The sequence below is a fragment of the Siccibacter colletis genome (genome assembly GCF_025914095.1).
Taxonomy (GTDB): Bacteria; Pseudomonadota; Gammaproteobacteria; order Enterobacterales; family Enterobacteriaceae; genus Siccibacter; species Siccibacter colletis.
On the sequence record NZ_CP074352.1, the window covers coordinates 990,811 to 1,009,321 of the forward strand.

Below are 18,511 nucleotides of genomic sequence, written 5' to 3' on the forward strand. Positions count from 1 at the left end.
CGTTAACCGGCGGAGCGTTGCGCCGCCAGCTTGTTCTCAAAATCGCGCTGGACGATTTCCAGCGCCTTCAGCACGGTTTCAGGATCTAGCGCATGCTCTTCAAGCAGCATGATCAGATCCACCGCCAGTTTTACGTCATCAGATGCCTGTTCCAGCGACATAATTACTCCTCTGTATAAGGTTAGCGGCGCAGACGCGTCAGCGCGCGCTCAAGGTTCTGGGTGGCATCGCGACAGCGCGCCAGACGCCCTTCGAGAGCATCAATTTCCCGGTGCAGCAGCTGCTGCTCCACCAGGGTTTCGACCTCTGCGACGCGCAGTTCGCGCTCACGCTTCATCTCAATCAGCCGGCGTTCAAACTCCTGGTGCTCCAGCAGCTTTTTATGCAGTTTGCCCAGCCCGGTATGGGCGCTGTCATGTGTGCGCAGCTGCCAGCTTGCTGCTTCGCGCTGCAGGGCTTCAATCTGCAGCGCCACGGTTTGTGCAAGCCACGCCACCTGCTCGGTTTCGTTAGCGGTCGCACATGCGCGCAGCTGAGCGGCGTTGGCATGGATTTCATCAAGGAAATCCTGCATCCGGCGGCCCGTGGTGCGAAAACGCTGACGATCGAAGCGCGGGGTGATGCTGTCGTGCCCGGCAAGCGGCGCAATGCGCTGGTCAAGATCGCTCAGGCGGGTATCCAGCAGATCCAGGAGCTGGGCGGTTTTCACATGGTTCTCCATGAAATCGAGGCGCGCTATGCTAGGATAGCGCGTCATCTCTTTGTGGTCAGGGCTATGAAACGGACTATTTTACTCATCACAGGCTGGCTTGCGGTAGTGCTGGCGACGCTGGGCGTGGTGCTGCCGTTGCTGCCGACCACGCCTTTTTTACTGCTTGCCGCCTGGTGTTTCGCCCAGTCCTCACCGCGCTTTCACCACTGGCTGCTGTACCGCTCGTGGTTTGGCAGCTACATCCGGCACTGGGAGCAGTATCGCGCGATGCCGCCCGGCGCTAAACCCCGTGCCATCGCGGTGATTCTGGTGACCTTCGCCATCTCACTATGGCTGGTAAAGATCATGTGGGTACGCATTCTGTTGCTGGTTATCTTAACCTGCCTGCTGATATTTATGTGGCGAATGCCGGTGATTGACGAAAAACAACAAAAACCGTGAAGCCGCACCGCTGGCTGTTGCAATTGTCCGCCACAGTCAGTAAATTCGAGCGTTTTCGAGTACAGCCGCGCCTGGTCAAAGGATGAGCAATACATCCCGGCCTGTTTTCAGGTGGGCGCGCTGTGAGTAATACCGTATTTATCAGGCAACTATCCATGACCGCAACTGCGCAGCAGCTTGACTATCTCAAGAACAGTATTAAAAGCATCCACGACTATCCGAAGCCGGGTATTCTGTTTCGCGACGTAACCAGCATGCTGGAAGACCCGAAAGCCTACGCGCTCAGCATCGAACTGCTGGTTGAGCGTTATAAAGACGCGGGCATCACCAAAGTCGTGGGGACCGAAGCGCGTGGTTTCCTGTTTGGCGCGCCGGTTGCGCTTGCCCTCGGCGTCGGCTTCGTGCCGGTGCGTAAGCCGCGTAAGCTGCCGCGTGAAACCATCGCCGAAAGCTACGAGCTTGAGTACGGCACCGACCAGCTGGAGATCCACATCGATGCCATCCAGCCAGGCGATAAAGTACTGGTGGTGGACGATCTGCTGGCGACCGGCGGCACCATCGAAGCCACCGTTAAGCTGATCCGCCGCCTCGGTGGCGAAGTGACCGACGCCGCGTTCATTATCAATCTGTTTGACCTCGGCGGCGAACAGCGTCTTGAGAAGCAGGGCATCAACTGCTTCAGCCTCGTGCCGTTCCCGGGCCATTGATCCTCCCGGTCACCGCGCCGCCAGGCGTTGCGAACCAGACCGGAAGATTGATGACACGCAGCCTCGCCGATCCGGTGGGGCTGTGTTAGCATTACCCCCCTTAGCATCCACCCCTTAGCGTTTCAGAGCCTGCCCATGAGTTATCAGGTCTTAGCCCGCAAATGGCGTCCACAAACCTTCGCTGATGTCGTCGGCCAGGAACATGTACTGACCGCGCTGGCAAATGGCCTGTCACTGGGTCGTATTCATCACGCGTATCTGTTTTCCGGCACGCGCGGGGTTGGTAAAACCTCTATCGCCCGCCTGCTGGCGAAAGGTCTCAACTGTGAGACCGGCATCACCGCCACACCGTGCGGCGTGTGCGACAACTGCCGTGAAATCGAGCAGGGCCGCTTTGTCGACCTGATTGAAATCGACGCCGCCTCGCGCACCAAAGTAGAAGATACCCGTGACCTGCTGGACAACGTTCAGTACGCACCGGCGCGTGGCCGCTTCAAAGTTTATCTGATTGACGAAGTGCACATGCTCTCGCGTCACAGCTTCAACGCGCTGTTGAAAACGCTGGAAGAGCCGCCGGCACACGTCAAATTCCTGCTGGCGACCACCGATCCGCAGAAGCTGCCGGTGACCATTCTGTCGCGCTGCCTGCAGTTCCATCTTAAAGCGCTGGAGCCGGATCAGATCCGCGCTCAGCTGGAGCACGTGCTGGGCCAGGAGAACATTGGCTACGACACGCGCGCACTGCAGCTGCTGGCCCGCGCCGCAGACGGTAGCCTGCGCGATGCGTTGAGCCTGACCGATCAGGCTATCGCCAGCGGCGATGGTCAGGTCAGCACCCAGGCCGTGAGCGAGATGCTTGGCACGCTGGATGATGACCAGGCCCTGTCGCTGGTGGAAGCGCTGGTACACGCCGACGGCGAGCGTGTGATGACGCTGCTCAACGAGGCCGCCGGGCGCGGTATCGAGTGGGAAGCCCTGCTGGTGGAGATGCTCGGCCTGCTGCACCGCATTGCCATGGTGCAGCTTACGCCGTCTGCCATCGGCAGCGACATGGCCGCCATCGAACAGCGCCTGCGTGAACTGGCGCGCACCGTTTCGCCTGCCGATCTTCAGCTCTATTACCAGACGCTGCTGATTGGCCGCAAAGAGCTGCCCTGGGCGCCCGAGCGTCGCATGGGCGTCGAGATGACCCTGCTACGCGCGCTGGCGTTCCATCCGCAGGCGCCGCTGCCCGAGCCGGAAGCGGCGCCGCGTGCTGTCGCGCCGGTCGCAGCCTCCGCGCCGTCAATGCCGGTGGTTAATGCGCCGCCAGTGCATACCCCACAGGCGGTGGCCCCGCCGTGCAGCGATACCCCGCTGCCGGACGCCACCAGCCAGGTGCTCCAGGCGCGCAGCCAGCTGCAGCGCGCACAGGGAGCCGCCAAAGCAAAAAAGAGTGAACCGGCGGCGCGAGGTACAGCGCGGCCGGTGAATAACAGCGCGCTGGAACGCCTCGCCTCGGTAACCGAACGCGTGCAGTCCCGCCCGGCTGCGTCAACGCAGGAAGCGGCACCGGTTAAAAAAGAGGCCTATCGCTGGACCTCGCAGCTGAAAACCGAAGAAGTAAAAGAGGAAGTGGCGACGCCGAAGGCGCTGCGCACCGCCCTTGAACATGAGAAGACGCCGGAGCTGGCCGCGAAGCTTGCGGCGGAAGCCATCGAGCGCGACGCCTGGGCGGCAGACGTCAGTCGCCTGCAGGTGCCGAAGCTGGTGGAGCAGGTGGCGCTTAACGCCTGGAAAGAGCAGGACGGCAACCGCATCTGCCTGCATCTGCGCTCGACACAACGTCATCTCAACTCGCCCGGCGCGCTGAAGGTGTTGACCGAGGCGATGACTAATCTTTACGGTATCGATGTTGAACTGACTATCATTGAAGATGATAATCCGGCGACGCGCACGCCGCTGGAGTGGCGGCAGGCTATTTACGAAGAGAAGCTCGCCCAGGCGCGGGAATCAATTATTGCGGATAACAATATCCAGACGCTGCGCCGATTCTTTGACGCAGACCTGGATGAAGAGAGTATCCGCCCCCTTTGACAGACGGCGGCGTCGTCTGTTGTTAACCTCAGTGTCGCTTATCGCGCTTGCGGTGAGACGGCCTTACGCGAAGAGAGAAGAGTATGTTTGGTAAAGGCGGTCTGGGTAACCTGATGAAGCAAGCCCAGCAGATGCAGGACAAAATGCAAAAAGTGCAGGAAGAGATCGCGCAGCTGGAAGTTACCGGTGAATCCGGCGCGGGTCTGGTGAAAGTCACCATCAACGGTGCGCACAACTGCCGTCGCGTGGAGATCGATCCGAGCCTGCTGGAAGACGATAAAGATATGCTCGAAGATCTGGTCGCCGCTGCGTTTAACGACGCTGCGCGCCGCATCGAAGAGACCCAGAAAGAGAAGATGGCGTCCGTCTCCTCCGGCATGCAGCTGCCGCCAGGCTTCAAGATGCCGTTCTGATGCAAACCAGCCCACTGTTAACGCAGTTAATGGAAGCACTGCGCTGTCTGCCGGGCGTTGGCCCGAAGTCAGCGCAGCGCATGGCGTTTACCTTGCTGCAGCGCGATCGCAGCGGCGGTATGCGCCTGGCTCAGGCGCTGACCCGCGCCATGTCCGAGATCGGTCACTGTGCGGACTGCCGCACGTTTACCGAGCAGGAGCTGTGCAACATCTGCACCAACGCACGTCGCCAGGAGAACGGCCAGATTTGCGTGGTGGAGAGCCCGGCGGATATCCACGCCATTGAGCAGACCGGGCAGTTTTCCGGCCGCTACTTTGTGCTGATGGGGCATTTGTCCCCGCTCGACGGCATCGGGCCGGATGACATCGGGCTGGACCGTCTGGAGCAGCGTCTGTCGGCTGAGCCGCTGAAAGAAGTGATCCTCGCCACCAACCCGACGGTGGAAGGGGAGGCGACCGCGAACTATATCGCCGAACTCTGCGCGCAGTACGGCGTGGAAGCCAGCCGCATCGCCCACGGCGTGCCGGTCGGCGGCGAGCTGGAAATGGTCGATGGCACCACGCTGTCGCACTCTCTGGCCGGACGCCACAAGATTAGTTTCTAATCAAACGACGGTGCGCGCTGCGTATCGTCGCTTGAAATTTCCGCCCGCTATCCCCATCTCTCACTCAACCTGTTTTTTACCCCGTAAATGGCATTGTTGAGGTTTATCCACATGAAAGGACAAGAAACACGTGGCTTCCAGTCAGAAGTAAAACAGCTTCTGCACCTGATGATCCATTCTCTCTATTCCAACAAAGAGATCTTCCTGCGCGAGCTTATCTCCAACGCCTCCGATGCGGCAGACAAACTGCGTTTCCGCGCGCTGTCTAACCCGGACCTGTACGAAGGCGACGGCGAGCTGCGCGTGCGCGTCTCGTTTGATAAAGACCAGCGCACCCTGACGATTGCCGATAACGGTATCGGTATGACCCGTGACGACGTGATCGATCACCTGGGCACCATCGCTAAATCCGGTACCAAATCCTTCCTGGAATCCATGGGCTCTGACCAGGCGAAAGACAGCCAGCTTATCGGCCAGTTTGGCGTCGGCTTCTACTCGGCGTTCATCGTGGCGGATAAAGTGACTGTGCGCACCCGTGCCGCCGGCGTCAGTGCGGAAGAAGGGGTGTTCTGGGAATCCGCCGGCGAAGGCGAATACACCGTGGGCGACATCACCAAAGCTGACCGCGGCACCGAAATCACTCTGCATCTGCGCGAAGGCGAAGACGAATTCCTCGACGACTGGCGCGTGCGCTCGGTGATCAGCAAGTACTCTGACCACATCGCGCTGCCGGTTGAGATCGAACAGAAAGAAGAGAAAGACGGCGAAACCGTGGTTTCCTGGGAGAAAATCAACAAGGCTCAGGCGCTGTGGACGCGTAATAAAGCGGAAGTGAAAGAGGACGAGTACAAGGAGTTCTACAAGCATATCGCTCACGACTTCACCGACCCGCTGACCTGGAGCCATAACCGCGTTGAGGGCAAGCAGGAGTACACCAGCCTGCTTTACATCCCGGCCCAGGCACCGTGGGACATGTGGAACCGCGATCACAAGCATGGCCTGAAACTTTACGTGCAGCGCGTGTTTATCATGGACGACGCCGAACAGTTCATGCCGAACTACCTGCGCTTCGTTCGTGGCCTGATAGATTCCAACGACCTGCCGCTCAACGTTTCCCGTGAAATCCTGCAGGACAGCACCGTGACCCGCAACCTGCGTAACGCGCTGACCAAACGCGTGCTGCAGATGCTGGAGAAACTGGCGAAAGACGATGCCGAAAAATACCAGACCTTCTGGAAACAGTTTGGCCTGGTGCTGAAAGAGGGGCCGGCGGAAGATCAGGCCAATCAGGAAGCTATCGCTAAACTGCTGCGCTTCGCCACGACCCACACCGACTCCTCCGAGCAGACCGTGTCGCTGGAAGAGTACGTGTCGCGCATGAAAGACGGCCAGGAGAAGATCTACTACATCACCGCCGACAGCTATGCCGCCGCGAAGAGCAGCCCGCACCTTGAGCTGCTGCGTAAGAAGGGCATCGAAGTGCTGCTGCTCTCCGACCGCATCGACGAGTGGATGATGAGCTATCTCACCGCGTTTGACGGCAAATCTTTCCAGTCCGTGGCTAAAGCCGATGAGTCGCTGGATAAGCTGGCGGATGAAGTGGATGAAACCACCAAAGAAGCCGAGAAAGCGCTGGAGCCGTTCGTTGAGCGCGTGAAAACCCTGCTGGGCGAGCGCGTGAAGGAAGTGCGTCTGACGCACCGTCTGACCGACACCCCGGCGATTGTCACCACCGACAACGACGAGATGAGCACCCAGATGGCGAAGCTGTTCGCGGCGGCGGGTCAGGCCGTGCCGGACGTGAAATACATCTTCGAGCTGAACCCGGATCATCCCCTGGTGAAACGCACCGCGGATACCCAGGACGACGCGCAGTTTACCCAGTGGGTAGAGCTGCTGCTCGATCAGGCGCTGTTTGCCGAGCGCGGTACGCTGGAAGATCCAAACCAGTTTATCCGCCGCATGAACCAGCTGCTGGTGTCGTAAGTTCACTGACGGCGTAGTAAAAGGCAGAGGCGTAACGCGCTTCTGCCTTTTTTGTTTCTTATAATGCAGGAAATGGTGGGTGCGCAGGCGCTTACCCATCCTGGAAAACCAGATGTATCAGAGATTCGGGTGACGTAGGGCGGGTAAGCCTGCGCACCCGCCAAACAGCGAACGTCCTGCCGTACAGGTGCCAGGCGCAATCCGAAATGCTGTTTTAAACGTCATGAAACACGCCAAACCGGCCCATTCCCCGCCGTTTCCTTGTCGTGATACTGCCTTTAGTGGTATGGTTTTCGCCCTAATCGAAGCACTAAAAAATTCACAGGTATGAGGAATTACGCAATGCGTATCATTCTGCTTGGCGCTCCGGGCGCTGGTAAAGGCACTCAGGCACAGTTCATCATGGAGAAATACGGTATTCCGCAGATCTCCACCGGGGACATGCTGCGTGCCGCAGTGAAATCCGGCTCTGAGCTGGGCAAACAAGCAAAAGACATCATGGACGCCGGTAAACTGGTGACTGACGAGCTGGTTATCGCACTGGTGAAAGAACGTATTGCTCAGGAAGACTGCCGTAACGGCTTCCTGCTCGACGGTTTCCCGCGCACCATCCCGCAGGCGGATGCGATGAAAGAAGCCGGTATCAACGTTGATTACGTGCTGGAATTCGATGTGCCGGACGAGCTGATCGTAGACCGCATCATCGGTCGTCGCGTACACGCCGCCTCTGGCCGCGTCTACCACATCAAATTCAATCCGCCTAAGGTGGAAGGTAAAGACGATGTGACCGGTGAAGATCTCTCTACCCGTAAAGACGATCAGGAAGAGACCGTGCGTAAGCGCCTGGTGGAGTACCATCAGATGACCGCGCCGCTGATCGGCTACTACCAGCAGGAAGCGCAGGCAGGCAATACCAGATATGCCAAAGTTGACGGCACCAAAGCCGTGAGCGACGTGCGCGCCGAGCTGGAAAACATCCTCGGCTAAGCAGAGCGAGACAAAAAAACCGGGCCATGCCCGGTTTTTTTATGCCCGAAAGGTACGGGATCAGGTGCCGATAATGCCGCCATCGGCTTTGACAATCACCACCGTTGACGAACGCGGGCGTCCTGCCGGATCGGCGTCAGGCCAGGTCGATACCGCCGTCGGGTTAGCCGGATCGGTGATATCGTCACCGCCTTCGCCCGGATGCTGGATGTTGATGAACAGCGTGCGATTATCCGGCGTAAAGGCGATACCGGTTATTTCACAGCCGCGCGGCCCGGTCAGGAAGCGGCGATATTCGTTGGTGCCCGGAATGGTCGCCACCATCTGGTTGTTACCCATATCCTGGTAGGCTTTCTTATTGATGGTGCTGGAGGAGACGTCGGTCTGGATCCACAGCACGCCACGGTGGTCAAACGACAGGCCGTCCGGGCTGCCGAACGCCGCGCCCTGCATTGAGCCTTTGGCTTTCTCATCCGCGCCGTCGGTACGACCGGCCATCACCAGAATGTCCCATTTGAACGCGGTGGCCGCCGGATCGCTATCGGCTTCCAGCCAGTGAATGATGTGCCCGAACACGTTGTTGGCGCGCGGGTTGGCGGCATCGACCGGCGCTTTGCCCTCTTTACCGCGATCGCTGTTGTTGGTCAGGGTGCAGTAGACGCTGCCCGCTGCGTGCGGATCGACGGCGATCCACTCCGGCCGGTCCATTTTCGTTGCGCCAACCGCATCCGCCGCCAGACGCGTTTTCACCAGCAGGTCGCCCTGGTTTTCGAAGCCCTTGCTGCTGTCGAGGCCGTTCTGACCGTGCACCAGCGGCAGCCATTCGCCGCTGCCATCCTCATTGAATTTCGCCACGTAAAGGGTGCCGGACTCCAGCAGAGCCATATTGGCATCGCGGTTAGCGGCATCGTATTTCTTGTCGGAGACGAACTTGTAGATGTACTCGAATTTCTGGTCGTCGCCCATGTAGACCACAGCGCGGTTATCCGCAGCGAGGGTAACGGCGGCGCCTTCATGCTTGAAGCGGCCCAGCGCCGAGTGTTTGCGCGGCGTGGAGTCCGGGTGATAAGGGTCGATCTCTACCACCCAGCCAAAGCGGTTCGGCTCGTTCGGGGTTTTATCGACGCTGAAGCGCTCGTCCACCTCATTCCAGCGGTAGGACTCATCTTCATCGGCGATGCCGTAGCGTTTTTCCAGCGGATTCAGATCGGCTTTCTTAACGAAAATATCTGACCAGTTCTCTTCGCAGGTCAGGTAGGTGCCCCACGGCGTGTGGCCGTTAGCGCAGTTCTGCATAGTACCGAGAATGGTTTCACCCTGCGGATCGGCAGCGGTTTTTACCAGCGCATTGTGGCGCGCCGGGCCGGTGAGCTGCATCGGGGTATTCACGGTAATGCGGCGGGCGAAGGTGGACGGGCGCACCACTTCCCACTCTTTACCCTGCTTTTTCACTTCGATAACGGAGATCCCCATCGCGTTCTGGCCCTTGCGCGCTTTCTCAAGGTTCCAGTTGGCGGTGCCGTCTTTGAACAGCATACCGTTATCAATGTATTCGTGGTTAAGTGCCAGCAGACCGTGGTCGGCGCTGGCACCGCCCTGCGGCAGGCTGAACCAGGCCATACCGTCGTGGTGCATCCCGGCCTGAGCAGCCTGCTCGTCGGTGGTGTTGCTGCCATCTTTTTTAAATTCCGGCAGGTTGCCCTGAATACCGGTGGCATCGCCCCAGCGGTAGAACGGGCGAGCGATATAGCCTTCCGGCACGATCACGCTGTCCTCTGAGGAAACCGGAATGCTTTTGAAGCCCAGCGACACCGCTTTGGCAAGCGTAGACGGCGTCGTCTGCGTCAGCGCAGCAAAAGTCTCTTCCGGCTTCAGCAGCATCGGGAAGGAGACGGCAGTGCCGGCTACCACGCCCATCTGCAAAAAGCGGCGGCGGGAGAGAAAAGCGTTGGCCACGCTGGAAAATACCGGGTTATCGCTGCGGTTACTGATGTCGTCGCTATGTTCTTTTTTGAATACGGACTTAAGTGGTCTGCTCATTGCGGCTTCCTGTCGTTTACTTACCAGAGGAGAACGAAAACGACAGCCAGTGTAGGACTGCTTTGTTACAGTTTTATAACATTAACCGCAGCGGCAGACAGCGTTTCCTTTCGCACTAATTGGTTTCGTTTGTACACATTCACGCTACAATTAGCGCCTAATTTTGAAAGAAGGGACGGTAATGAGTCAGGCTAAAACAGGCATTCTGCTGGCGAACCTCGGGACACCCGATGCGCCCACCCCTGCGGCGGTAAAACGCTATCTGCGACAGTTCTTAAGCGACAGACGCGTGGTGGATACGCCGCGTCTGCTGTGGTGGCCGCTGCTGCGTGGCGTCATTCTGCCCATTCGTTCACCCAGGGTCGCGAAACTGTATCAGTCTGTCTGGATGGAAGAGGGCTCGCCGCTGATGGTTTACAGCCGTCGGCAGGAGAAAGCGCTGGCAGCACGGCTGGGCGCTGACGTGCCGGTAGCGCTCGGCATGAGCTACGGCTCGCCGTCGCTTGAGAGCGCGGTGCAGGCGCTGATGGCGCAGGACGTCACCCATATCGTGGTGCTGCCGCTCTATCCGCAGTACTCCTGCTCCACCGTGGCTGCGGTGTGGGACGAACTCGGGCGTATCTTCGCCAAAACCCGCTATATGCCGTCGCTGAGTTTTATCCGCGACTACGCGACCAACAGCGACTACATCGCCGCGCTGGCGAATACCGTGCGCCGCTCGTTTGCCGAGCACGGCGAGCCGGATCTGCTGCTGCTCTCCTATCACGGTATTCCGCAGCGTTACGCCGACGAAGGCGACGACTACCCGCAGCGCTGCCGCGACACCACCCGTGAGCTGGTCAATGCTCTGGGGCTGGATCCGGACAAGGTGATGATGACCTTCCAGTCGCGCTTTGGCCGCGAGCCGTGGCTGACGCCTTATACCGATGAAACCCTGAAAATGCTTGGTGAGAAGGGCGTGAAGCATATTCAGGTGATGAGTCCGGGCTTTGCCGCTGACTGCCTTGAAACTCTGGAAGAGATTGCGGTACAGAACCGTGAATTTTTCCTGGAGGCGGGCGGTGAGAAATATGAATACATACCGGCACTTAACGACAATGACGATCACATCGAGATGATGGTGAATCTGACCCAGCCTTACCGCTAATCGCACGCCGGGCGGGGAGTGTGCTACCATTCTCCGCCTCTTTCCCCATCGTAAAGCAAGACCATGAAATTTCCCGGTAAACGTAAATCCAAACACTATTTTCCCGTGAGTGACCGCGACCCGTTGCTGAAGCAAATTCAGCCGGAGAGCGAAGCTGGCACCTCCTGGGTGGTCGGTATCGACCAGACGCTGGTGGATATTGAAGCCAAAGTCGATGACGAGTTTGTCACGCGCTACGGCCTGAGCCTCGGGCACTCGCTGGTGATTGAAGATGACGTGGCGGAAGCGCTTTACCAGGAGCTGGTTCGCGAAAATCTGATTACCCATCAGTTTGCCGGCGGCACCATCGGCAATACCATGCACAACTACTCGGCGCTGGCCGATGACCGCTCGGTGCTGCTCGGCGTGATGTGCAACAACGTGCAGATCGGCAGCTACGCCTATCGCTATCTGTGCAACACCTCCAGCCGTACCGATCTCAACTATTTACAGGGCGTGGACGGGGCGATTGGCCGCTGCTTTACGCTCATCAGCGAAAACGGCGAGCGTACCTTCGCCATCAGCCCGGGCCAGATGAACCAGCTGCGCCCCGAGAGCATTCCCGAGTCGGTGATTGCTGGCGCATCGGCGCTGGTGCTGACCTCCTATCTGGTGCGCTGCAAGCCGGGCGAACCGATGCCGGATGCCACCATGCAGGCCATCGCTTATGCCAAAAAGCACAACGTGCCGGTGGTGCTGACGCTGGGCACCAAATACGTGATTGCCGATAACCCGCAGTGGTGGCGTGATTTCCTGAAGGAGCACGTCTCGATTCTGGCGATGAACGAAGAAGAGGGCGAGGCGCTGACCGGGGAAAACGACCCGCTGATGGCCGCCAACAAAGCGCTCGACTGGGTGGATCTGGTGCTCTGCACCGCCGGGCCGGTGGGGCTTTATATGGCGGGCTTTACTGAGGAAGAGGCGAAGCGTAAAACCCAGCATCCGCTGCTGCCGGGGGCGATTGCCGAATTCAACCAGTATGAGTTCAGCCGCGCAATGCGTTTCCAGGACTGCGAGAATCCACTGCGTATTTTCTCGCATATCGCCCCGTACATGGGCGGCCCGGAGAAGATCATGAACACCAACGGTGCCGGCGATGGCGCGCTGGCGGCGCTGCTGCACGACATCACCGCGAATAACTACCACCGCAATAACGTGCCGAACTCCAGCAAGCACCAGTTCACCTGGCTGACCTACTCCTCGCTGGCGCAGGTGTGTAAATACGCTAACCGCGTCAGCTATCAGGTGTTAAATCAGCACTCTCCGCGTCTGACCCGCGGCCTGCCGGAGCGCGAAGACAGCCTCGAAGAGGCGTACTGGGATCGGTGAGTTGAGTGGGGCTTGATGGTGGGTGCGCTTACGCTTACCCACCCTACAAACGGGAGCCGTGCTGATGGTGGGTGCGCTTGCGCTTACCCACCCTACAAATGGAAGCCGTGCTTGATGGTGGGTGCGCTTACGCTTACCCACCTTGGAAACGGAATGCTATGTTGTAGGGCGGGTAAGCGTAGCGCACCCGCCGTGGTTCCAGGAAGGCGTTACTGCTGCAGCGACGGATGCGGCGTCGGTGCCATGTCGAGCTCGTCCGGGGTCTTTTTATCCAGCAATGCCAGCATGGTGTTGGCGATTTCACGCTCGCCCATCACCACTTCGTTGGCACCGCGCTCGGAGATGTAATCCACTTCATCGTCATAATGCGCCCTCGCGATAATCTCGATGTTCGGGCACTTCTCACGCGCCGACGCCACGATCTCCCCGGCTTCGTAACCGTTGGGGATGGTCAGCAGCAGCCAGCGCGCGCAGTCGAGGTGCGCGAGGTTGAGGATCTCTTCATTCGCCGCATTGCCTAACACTGCACGAATCCCGCGCTCGCGCAGCTCATCCACCCGGCTGCGGGAGGTTTCAATCACCACCAGCGGCACGCCCTGGGCCAGCAGCTTCTCCCCAAGCAGGCTGCCGACGCGGCCAAAGCCCACCAGCAGCGCGTGATTGCAGATATCCACCGGGATCTGCTTCTCTTCTTCGATAGCTTCTTCCAGCGTCTGGGCTTCCAGCGTCTCGGTCTTATCGAGATACTTCTCCAGCAGCGCGAACAGGATCGGGTTGAGCATAATCGACAGGATTGCCCCTGCCAGCACCAGGTTCTGGCCCTCCTGCGGCAGCAGGTCCAGCGCCATGCCAAGACCGGCCAGAATAAAGGCGAATTCACCAATCTGCGCCAGGCTGGTGGCAATGGTGAGGGCGGTGCGCTGCGAGTGCCCGAACATTTTCACCAGCCCGAACGCCGCCAGCGATTTACCGAAGATAATGATCGCCACGGTGCCCAGCACCGCCAGCGGCTGCTGAATTAACACCAGCGGGTCGAACAGCATCCCCACCGAGACAAAGAACAGCACCGCAAACGCGTCACGCAGCGGCAGGGTATCGTGGGCTGCACGATGGCTTAGTTCGGATTCGTTCAGCACCATCCCGGCGAAGAACGCACCCAGCGCAAAGGAGACATCAAACAGCTCCACCGCGCCAAAGGCGATGCCCAGCGCCAGCGCCAGCACCGAAAGGGTAAAGAGCTCGCGTGAACCGGTGGCAGCACTGCGCGCGAGGATCCATGGCACCAGGCGGCGGCCTACCAGCATCATCAGGGCAATAAAAGCCACCACTTTGCCGATGGTAATGCCCATATCCAGCGCGAGGGTGGCAAAACCGAGGTTGCCTTTTTCCAGCATCCCGGCGATGGCGGGCAGCAGCACCAGCGTCAATACCATCACCAGGTCTTCAACAATCAGCCAGCCGATCGCAATCTGGCCGCGCTGGCTGTCTACTAATTGCCGCTCCTCAAGCGCCCGCAGCAACACCACGGTACTGGCGGTTGAGAGACACAGACCGAACACAATGCCGGTCATCAGCGACCAGTCGAGGAAGGTGGAGAGCGCCACACCCAGCAGCGTCGCCACAGCAATCTGGGCTATCGCGCCGGGGATGGCGATGGACTTTACCGCCATCAAATCCTTAATGGAGAAGTGGAGACCGACACCAAACATCAGCAGGATAACGCCAAGCTCGGCCAGCTCGGGCGCAAGTTTGGTATCTGCAACGAAGCCTGGCGTAAACGGCCCGGCCAGCACGCCAGCTAATAAATATCCGACCAGAGGTGATATGCGAAGCTTGTTCGCCAGCATGCCGAGCAAAAAAGCGAGCACAAGGCCGCCGACAATGGTGGTGATTAGCGGGGTGGCGTGATGCATTCCGTCTCCTTTCGTAAGTCGTTGATCCACGATGGCCAGCATCCGATCCGGGACGCGAAGCCATAACTCCAGTATTTAGTTTATGACAAATTACTTATCGGCGTTTGTGAATAATTGTTGAATGCTAATGAAAAAAGGCTTTTGAAGGCAAAAAATGTGAATCAGAGGGTTATTAGCAGGTTAATTTGCGGGGAATGACAGAAATAAGGCGTGAGAAAGTGGCCTGTAACATATTACAGGCCACCGGGAGTCACGGTTTATCGCGGTTTTCAGGCAGGAAGATTGCCAAAATGCCCAACAGAGGCAGAAAAGCGCAGATCTTGTAGACCAGATCAATACTTGTGTGGTCGGCTACCACACCGAGTACCGCAGCGCCCAGCCCGCCCATACCAAAAGCGAAGCCGAAAAACAGCCCTGACACCATGCCAATCCGCCCCGGCAGCAGCTCCTGGGCGTACACCAGAATCGCGGAAAACGCCGATGCCAGAATAAAACCGATGATGACGATCAGTACTCCGGTCCACCACAGCGAGGCCCAGGGCAGCAGCAGGGTAAACGGCGTAACGCCGAGGATGGACCCCCAGATCACATACTTGCGCCCAATCTTGTCGCCAATCGGCCCGCCAATCACCGTTCCGGCGGCAACGGCAAACAGAAACGCGAACAAGTAAAACTGCGCGGTCTGCACCCCCATGCCGAACTTATCCATCAGGTAGAAGGTGAAGTAGCTGCTGATGCTCGCCATATAGAAGTACTTGGAAAAAATCAGCGCCAGCAGAATGCCGATCGCCAGCACCACTTTGTTACGCGGCAGCGGGTTAACCGCTTTCTCCACCGGCTTGCCCTTGTTGACGCGGTGCTGCGCCGCGTACCAGCGGCTGATTTGCGCCAGCACCACGATCGCCAGCAGTGCTGCCAGTACGAACCAGCCGACGTTGCCTTTCCCGTAGGGGGCGATAATCAGCGCGGCCAGCAGCGGGCCAAGCGAGCTGCCGAAGTTACCGCCGACCTGAAACAGCGACTGCGCCAGGCCGTGACGCCCGCCGGAGGCCATGCGCGCCACGCGGGAGGATTCCGGATGAAACACCGACGAGCCGGTGCCGACCAGCGCCGCCGCGATCAGCACGGTGGTGAAGCTGCCTGCCACCGCCAGCAGGATCAGCCCGCACAGGGTGAAGCACATGCCGATCGGCAGCGACCACGGCATCGGGTACTTATCGGTGTAGTAGCCGACGAACGGCTGCAGCAGCGAGGACGCGAGCTGGAAGGTGAGGGTGATCATCCCGATCTGCATAAACGACAGCGAAAAGTCAGCCTGCAGCAGCGGGTACAGCGCCAGGATCAGCGACTGGATCATATCGTTTAATAAATGCGAAAGACTGATAGCGCCCAGAATGCCGAAAGCGGTCCGGGACTGGGGCGACGACGCGGGTTTACCGGGCAACGCCCCGGTTTGTTCACTGATAGCCATAGGATCCAACGTTACGATGATTGCGGAAGCGTACAGGTGAGTAAGCCTGCTGATTATTATTCCGCTAACATACCGTTCCCCGTGATTTGAGGAAAGTCGCAATTCTGAAATCTTATTTGTAGATCATGTCAGCCCACTGTAATTTCTGCCTTTACCGAGAATTCAGGGAGAGAGAGATGACGTTTTCACAGAAAAGCCTGGCGCTGGCGTTGTTCACCGCGCTGTCGGCGACCAGCCTGCCGGCCTTCGCCTGGGAGCAGGATAAAACCTATAACATCACCATCCTGCATACCAACGATCACCACGGCCATTTCTGGCGCAATGAGCATGGCGAATATGGCCTTGCCGCGCAGAAAACGCTGGTGGATAAAGTGCGCAAGGAAGTGACGGCCAGCGGCGGCAGTGTGCTGCTGCTCTCCGGCGGCGACATCAACACCGGCGTGCCGGAGTCGGATCTGCAGGACGCCGAGCCGGACTTCCGCGGTATGAACATGATTGGCTACGATGCGATGGCGGTCGGTAATCACGAATTTGATAATCCGCTCACCGTGCTGCGCCAGCAGGAGAAGTGGGCCAAATTCCCGTTCCTCTCGGCCAATATTTATCAAAAAAGCACCAATCAACGCCTGTTCAAACCCTGGGCCATCTTCAAGCCGCAGGACATCAAAATTGCGGTGATGGGCCTCACCACCGATGACACGGCAAAAATCGGTAACCCGGAGTTCTTCACTGACATCGAGTTCCGCAAACCCGCTGACGAAGCGAAGCTGGTGATTCAGGAGCTGCAGCAGAACGAGAAGCCGGACGTCATTATTGCCGTCACCCATATGGGCCACTATGACAACGGCAACCACGGCTCCAACGCGCCGGGCGACGTGGAGCTGGCGCGCAGCCTGCCGGCGGGAGCGCTGGCAATGATTGTGGGTGGTCACTCACAAGATCCGGTGTGCATGGCGTCGGAGAATAAAAAGCAGGCCGACTACGTGCCCGGCACGCCGTGTGCGCCTGACCAGCAGAACGGCACCTGGATCGTGCAGGCTCACGAGTGGGGCAAATACGTGGGCCGCGCCGACTTTACCTTCCGCAACGGCGAAATGAAGCTGGTGCGCTATCAGCTCATCCCCATCAACCTGAAGAAAAAGATCACCTGGGACAACGGCGAGAGTGAGCGCGTACTTTACACTCCGCAGATCCCGGAGAATCAGCCGATGCTGTCACTGCTGACGCCGTTCCAGAATAAAGGGCAGGCGCAGCTGGGCGTGAAGATCGGTAACGTCAACGGCAAGCTGGGGGGCGATCGCAGCAAGGTGCGTTTCGTGCAGACCAATATGGGGCGCCTGATCCTCAATGCTCAGATGGCGCGCACCCAGGCGGACTTCGCGGTGATGAGCGGCGGCGGTATCCGCGACTCCATCGAGCCGGGCGATATCACCTATAAAGATGTGCTCAAGGTACAGCCGTTCGGCAACACCGTGGTGTATGTGGATATGACCGGGAAAGAGGTGACGGAATATCTGACCGCCGTGGCGCAGATGAAGCCGGACTCTGGTGCCTATCCGCAGTTCGCTAACGTCAGCTTTACAGCACAGGGCGGTACGCTGCGCGACCTGAAAATCAACGGTGCGCCGGTGGACGCTGCGAAAACCTACCGTATGGCGACGCTGAGCTTTAACGCCACCGGCGGGGATGGCTATCCGCATATCGATAGCAAACCGGGCTATGTGAATACCGGTTTCGTGGATGCCGAAGTGCTCAAGCAGTATATCCAGCAGAGCTCGCCGCTGGATGTTGGCACTCTGGAGCCGAAAGGCGAGGTGGTGTGGCAGTAGCGCATTCCTAAAGGAAGGTGGGTGCGCTGCGCTTACCCACCCTACGGAATGCAAATGGGTGTTGTAGGGTGGGTAAGTTTACGCACGCGCCGTATTCGCAAAAGGTGAAGGCGCGGTGTTTACCCACCCTACAAGAATGATGGCGTTGCGGCGGAATTACTCCCGCCGCGCGATATCCGCAAACTGCGCGTTGAGCAGCGCGGCGAGATCCTTTGCCGCCAGTTCGATATCCAGCCCGCGCTTGCCGCCGGAGATGTAGATCGTCGGGAAATCCTGCGCCGGGGCGTCAATCAGCGTCGGCAGACGCTTTTTCTGGCCCAGCGGACTGATGCCGCCCACCAGATAGCCGGTGGTGCGCTGGGCTACCATCGGATCGGCCATATCTACCTTTTTCGCGCCCAGCGCTTTCGCGACCTTCTTGAGATCGAGCTGAGTCGCCACCGGCGTGACGGCCACCGCCAGCTGTTTTGCATCGCCATTCAGCGTCACCAGCAGGGTTTTATATACCTGCGCCGGGTCCAGCCCGAGTTTACGCACCACTTCATCGCCAAAATTAGTTTCGCCCGGATCGTGATCGTAAGCGTGAAGCTGAAAGGAGATGCCCTGTTTTTCGAGTAATTTCACTGCGGGTGTCATTGTTATACTCTGCCTTTTTTAGTAACCAGGCCCAGCATACGCTGCGGTCATCGGCAAAAAATAGTATCAGCTTGCTGAATTGTTCTGGTAGTTGCCCCGCGTTTGCGAGACAATTTTTAACCACTGTCGGCTACGGCTGGCGGGATAATCACAATAATAATGACGTTCCTCTTTGACAGG

At 58.7% G+C, this 18,511-nt stretch carries 16 protein-coding genes and 1 other annotated feature; of the genes, 10 read left to right on the top strand and 6 right to left on the bottom strand.

The genetic code is table 11. The annotated features are described in order from the left end of the window. Positions 1-2: 2 nt before the first annotated feature. A complete protein-coding gene (gene rsmS, locus KFZ77_RS04795; protein ID WP_264385582.1) occupies positions 3-161 on the bottom strand; it encodes a pleiotropic regulatory protein RsmS in 159 nt (52 codons plus the stop codon). Positions 162-181: 20 nt separating this feature from the next. Further along, positions 182-709, bottom strand: a complete 528-nt coding sequence (priC, locus tag KFZ77_RS04800) for a primosomal replication protein PriC (protein WP_031524366.1) — start codon at positions 707-709, stop codon at positions 182-184. A 66-nt stretch (positions 710-775) separates the two neighbouring features. Between priC and KFZ77_RS04805 the strand changes: the two genes are divergently transcribed. The 7 genes from KFZ77_RS04805 (at position 776) to adk (ending at position 7,927) form a co-directional block, all read left to right on the top strand. Continuing rightward, positions 776-1,153 (top strand): DUF454 family protein, encoded by a 378-nt coding sequence (locus KFZ77_RS04805; protein ID WP_031524368.1) that lies wholly within the window; start codon positions 776-778, stop codon positions 1,151-1,153. A 155-nt stretch (positions 1,154-1,308) separates the two neighbouring features. Then, complete coding sequence (gene apt, locus KFZ77_RS04810) at positions 1,309-1,860, top strand: adenine phosphoribosyltransferase (RefSeq protein WP_031524370.1); 552 nt, start codon at positions 1,309-1,311, stop codon at positions 1,858-1,860. Between the two features lie 135 nt (positions 1,861-1,995). Continuing rightward, positions 1,996-3,936 (top strand): DNA polymerase III subunit gamma/tau, encoded by a 1,941-nt coding sequence (gene dnaX / locus KFZ77_RS04815; protein WP_264385583.1) that lies wholly within the window; start codon positions 1,996-1,998, stop codon positions 3,934-3,936. Then, positions 3,269-3,333, top strand: a sequence feature (DnaX frameshifting element). It overlaps the preceding gene by 65 nt. A gap of 83 nt (positions 3,937-4,019) precedes the next feature. Next, positions 4,020-4,349 carry a YbaB/EbfC family nucleoid-associated protein gene (locus tag KFZ77_RS04820; RefSeq protein WP_024550997.1) on the top strand — a complete coding sequence of 110 codons (330 nt, stop codon included), beginning with the start codon at positions 4,020-4,022 and terminating at the stop codon, positions 4,347-4,349. Further along, complete coding sequence (gene recR, locus KFZ77_RS04825; RefSeq protein WP_031524373.1) at positions 4,349-4,954, top strand: recombination mediator RecR; 606 nt, start codon at positions 4,349-4,351, stop codon at positions 4,952-4,954. The genes KFZ77_RS04820 and recR overlap by 1 nt, the downstream gene beginning before the upstream one ends. 111 nt (positions 4,955-5,065) lie before the next feature. After that, positions 5,066-6,940, top strand: coding sequence for a molecular chaperone HtpG (gene htpG, locus KFZ77_RS04830; protein ID WP_031524375.1), 1,875 nt, complete (start codon positions 5,066-5,068; stop codon positions 6,938-6,940). 342 nt (positions 6,941-7,282) lie between these two features. After that, positions 7,283-7,927: an adenylate kinase gene (adk, locus tag KFZ77_RS04835; protein ID WP_031524377.1), complete on the top strand. Its 645-nt coding sequence runs from the start codon at positions 7,283-7,285 to the stop codon at positions 7,925-7,927. A gap of 60 nt (positions 7,928-7,987) precedes the next feature. Here adk and KFZ77_RS04840 read toward each other — a convergent pair whose 3' ends face one another. Then, positions 7,988-9,967 carry a PhoX family protein gene (locus KFZ77_RS04840; RefSeq protein ID WP_264385584.1) on the bottom strand — a complete coding sequence of 660 codons (1,980 nt, stop codon included), beginning with the start codon at positions 9,965-9,967 and terminating at the stop codon, positions 7,988-7,990. 181 nt (positions 9,968-10,148) lie between these two features. Between KFZ77_RS04840 and hemH the strand changes: the two genes are divergently transcribed. Both hemH and KFZ77_RS04850 read left to right on the top strand, forming a co-directional pair. After that, entirely contained in the window at positions 10,149-11,114 is a 966-nt protein-coding gene (hemH, locus tag KFZ77_RS04845) for a ferrochelatase (protein ID WP_031524380.1), read from the top strand. Positions 11,115-11,177: 63 nt separating this feature from the next. Continuing rightward, on the top strand, positions 11,178-12,482 hold the full coding sequence (locus KFZ77_RS04850) for an inosine/guanosine kinase (protein ID WP_031524381.1): 1,305 nt from the start codon (positions 11,178-11,180) through the stop codon (positions 12,480-12,482). Between the two features lie 209 nt (positions 12,483-12,691). Here KFZ77_RS04850 and ybaL read toward each other — a convergent pair whose 3' ends face one another. Both ybaL and KFZ77_RS04860 read right to left on the bottom strand, forming a co-directional pair. Then, positions 12,692-14,395, bottom strand: a complete 1,704-nt coding sequence (ybaL, locus tag KFZ77_RS04855; protein WP_264385585.1) for a YbaL family putative K(+) efflux transporter — start codon at positions 14,393-14,395, stop codon at positions 12,692-12,694. Between the two features lie 250 nt (positions 14,396-14,645). Further along, on the bottom strand, positions 14,646-15,866 hold the full coding sequence (locus tag KFZ77_RS04860; protein WP_031524385.1) for an MFS transporter: 1,221 nt from the start codon (positions 15,864-15,866) through the stop codon (positions 14,646-14,648). 176 nt (positions 15,867-16,042) lie between these two features. Here KFZ77_RS04860 and ushA point away from each other — a divergent pair, with 176 nt between their 5' ends. Then, complete coding sequence (gene ushA, locus KFZ77_RS04865; protein ID WP_264385586.1) at positions 16,043-17,695, top strand: bifunctional UDP-sugar hydrolase/5'-nucleotidase UshA; 1,653 nt, start codon at positions 16,043-16,045, stop codon at positions 17,693-17,695. 156 nt (positions 17,696-17,851) lie between these two features. Here the strand turns inward: ushA and ybaK are convergent, their stop codons facing one another. Beyond that, positions 17,852-18,331 carry a Cys-tRNA(Pro)/Cys-tRNA(Cys) deacylase YbaK gene (gene ybaK / locus KFZ77_RS04870; RefSeq protein WP_264385587.1) on the bottom strand — a complete coding sequence of 160 codons (480 nt, stop codon included), beginning with the start codon at positions 18,329-18,331 and terminating at the stop codon, positions 17,852-17,854. Positions 18,332-18,511: the final 180 nt, after the last annotated feature.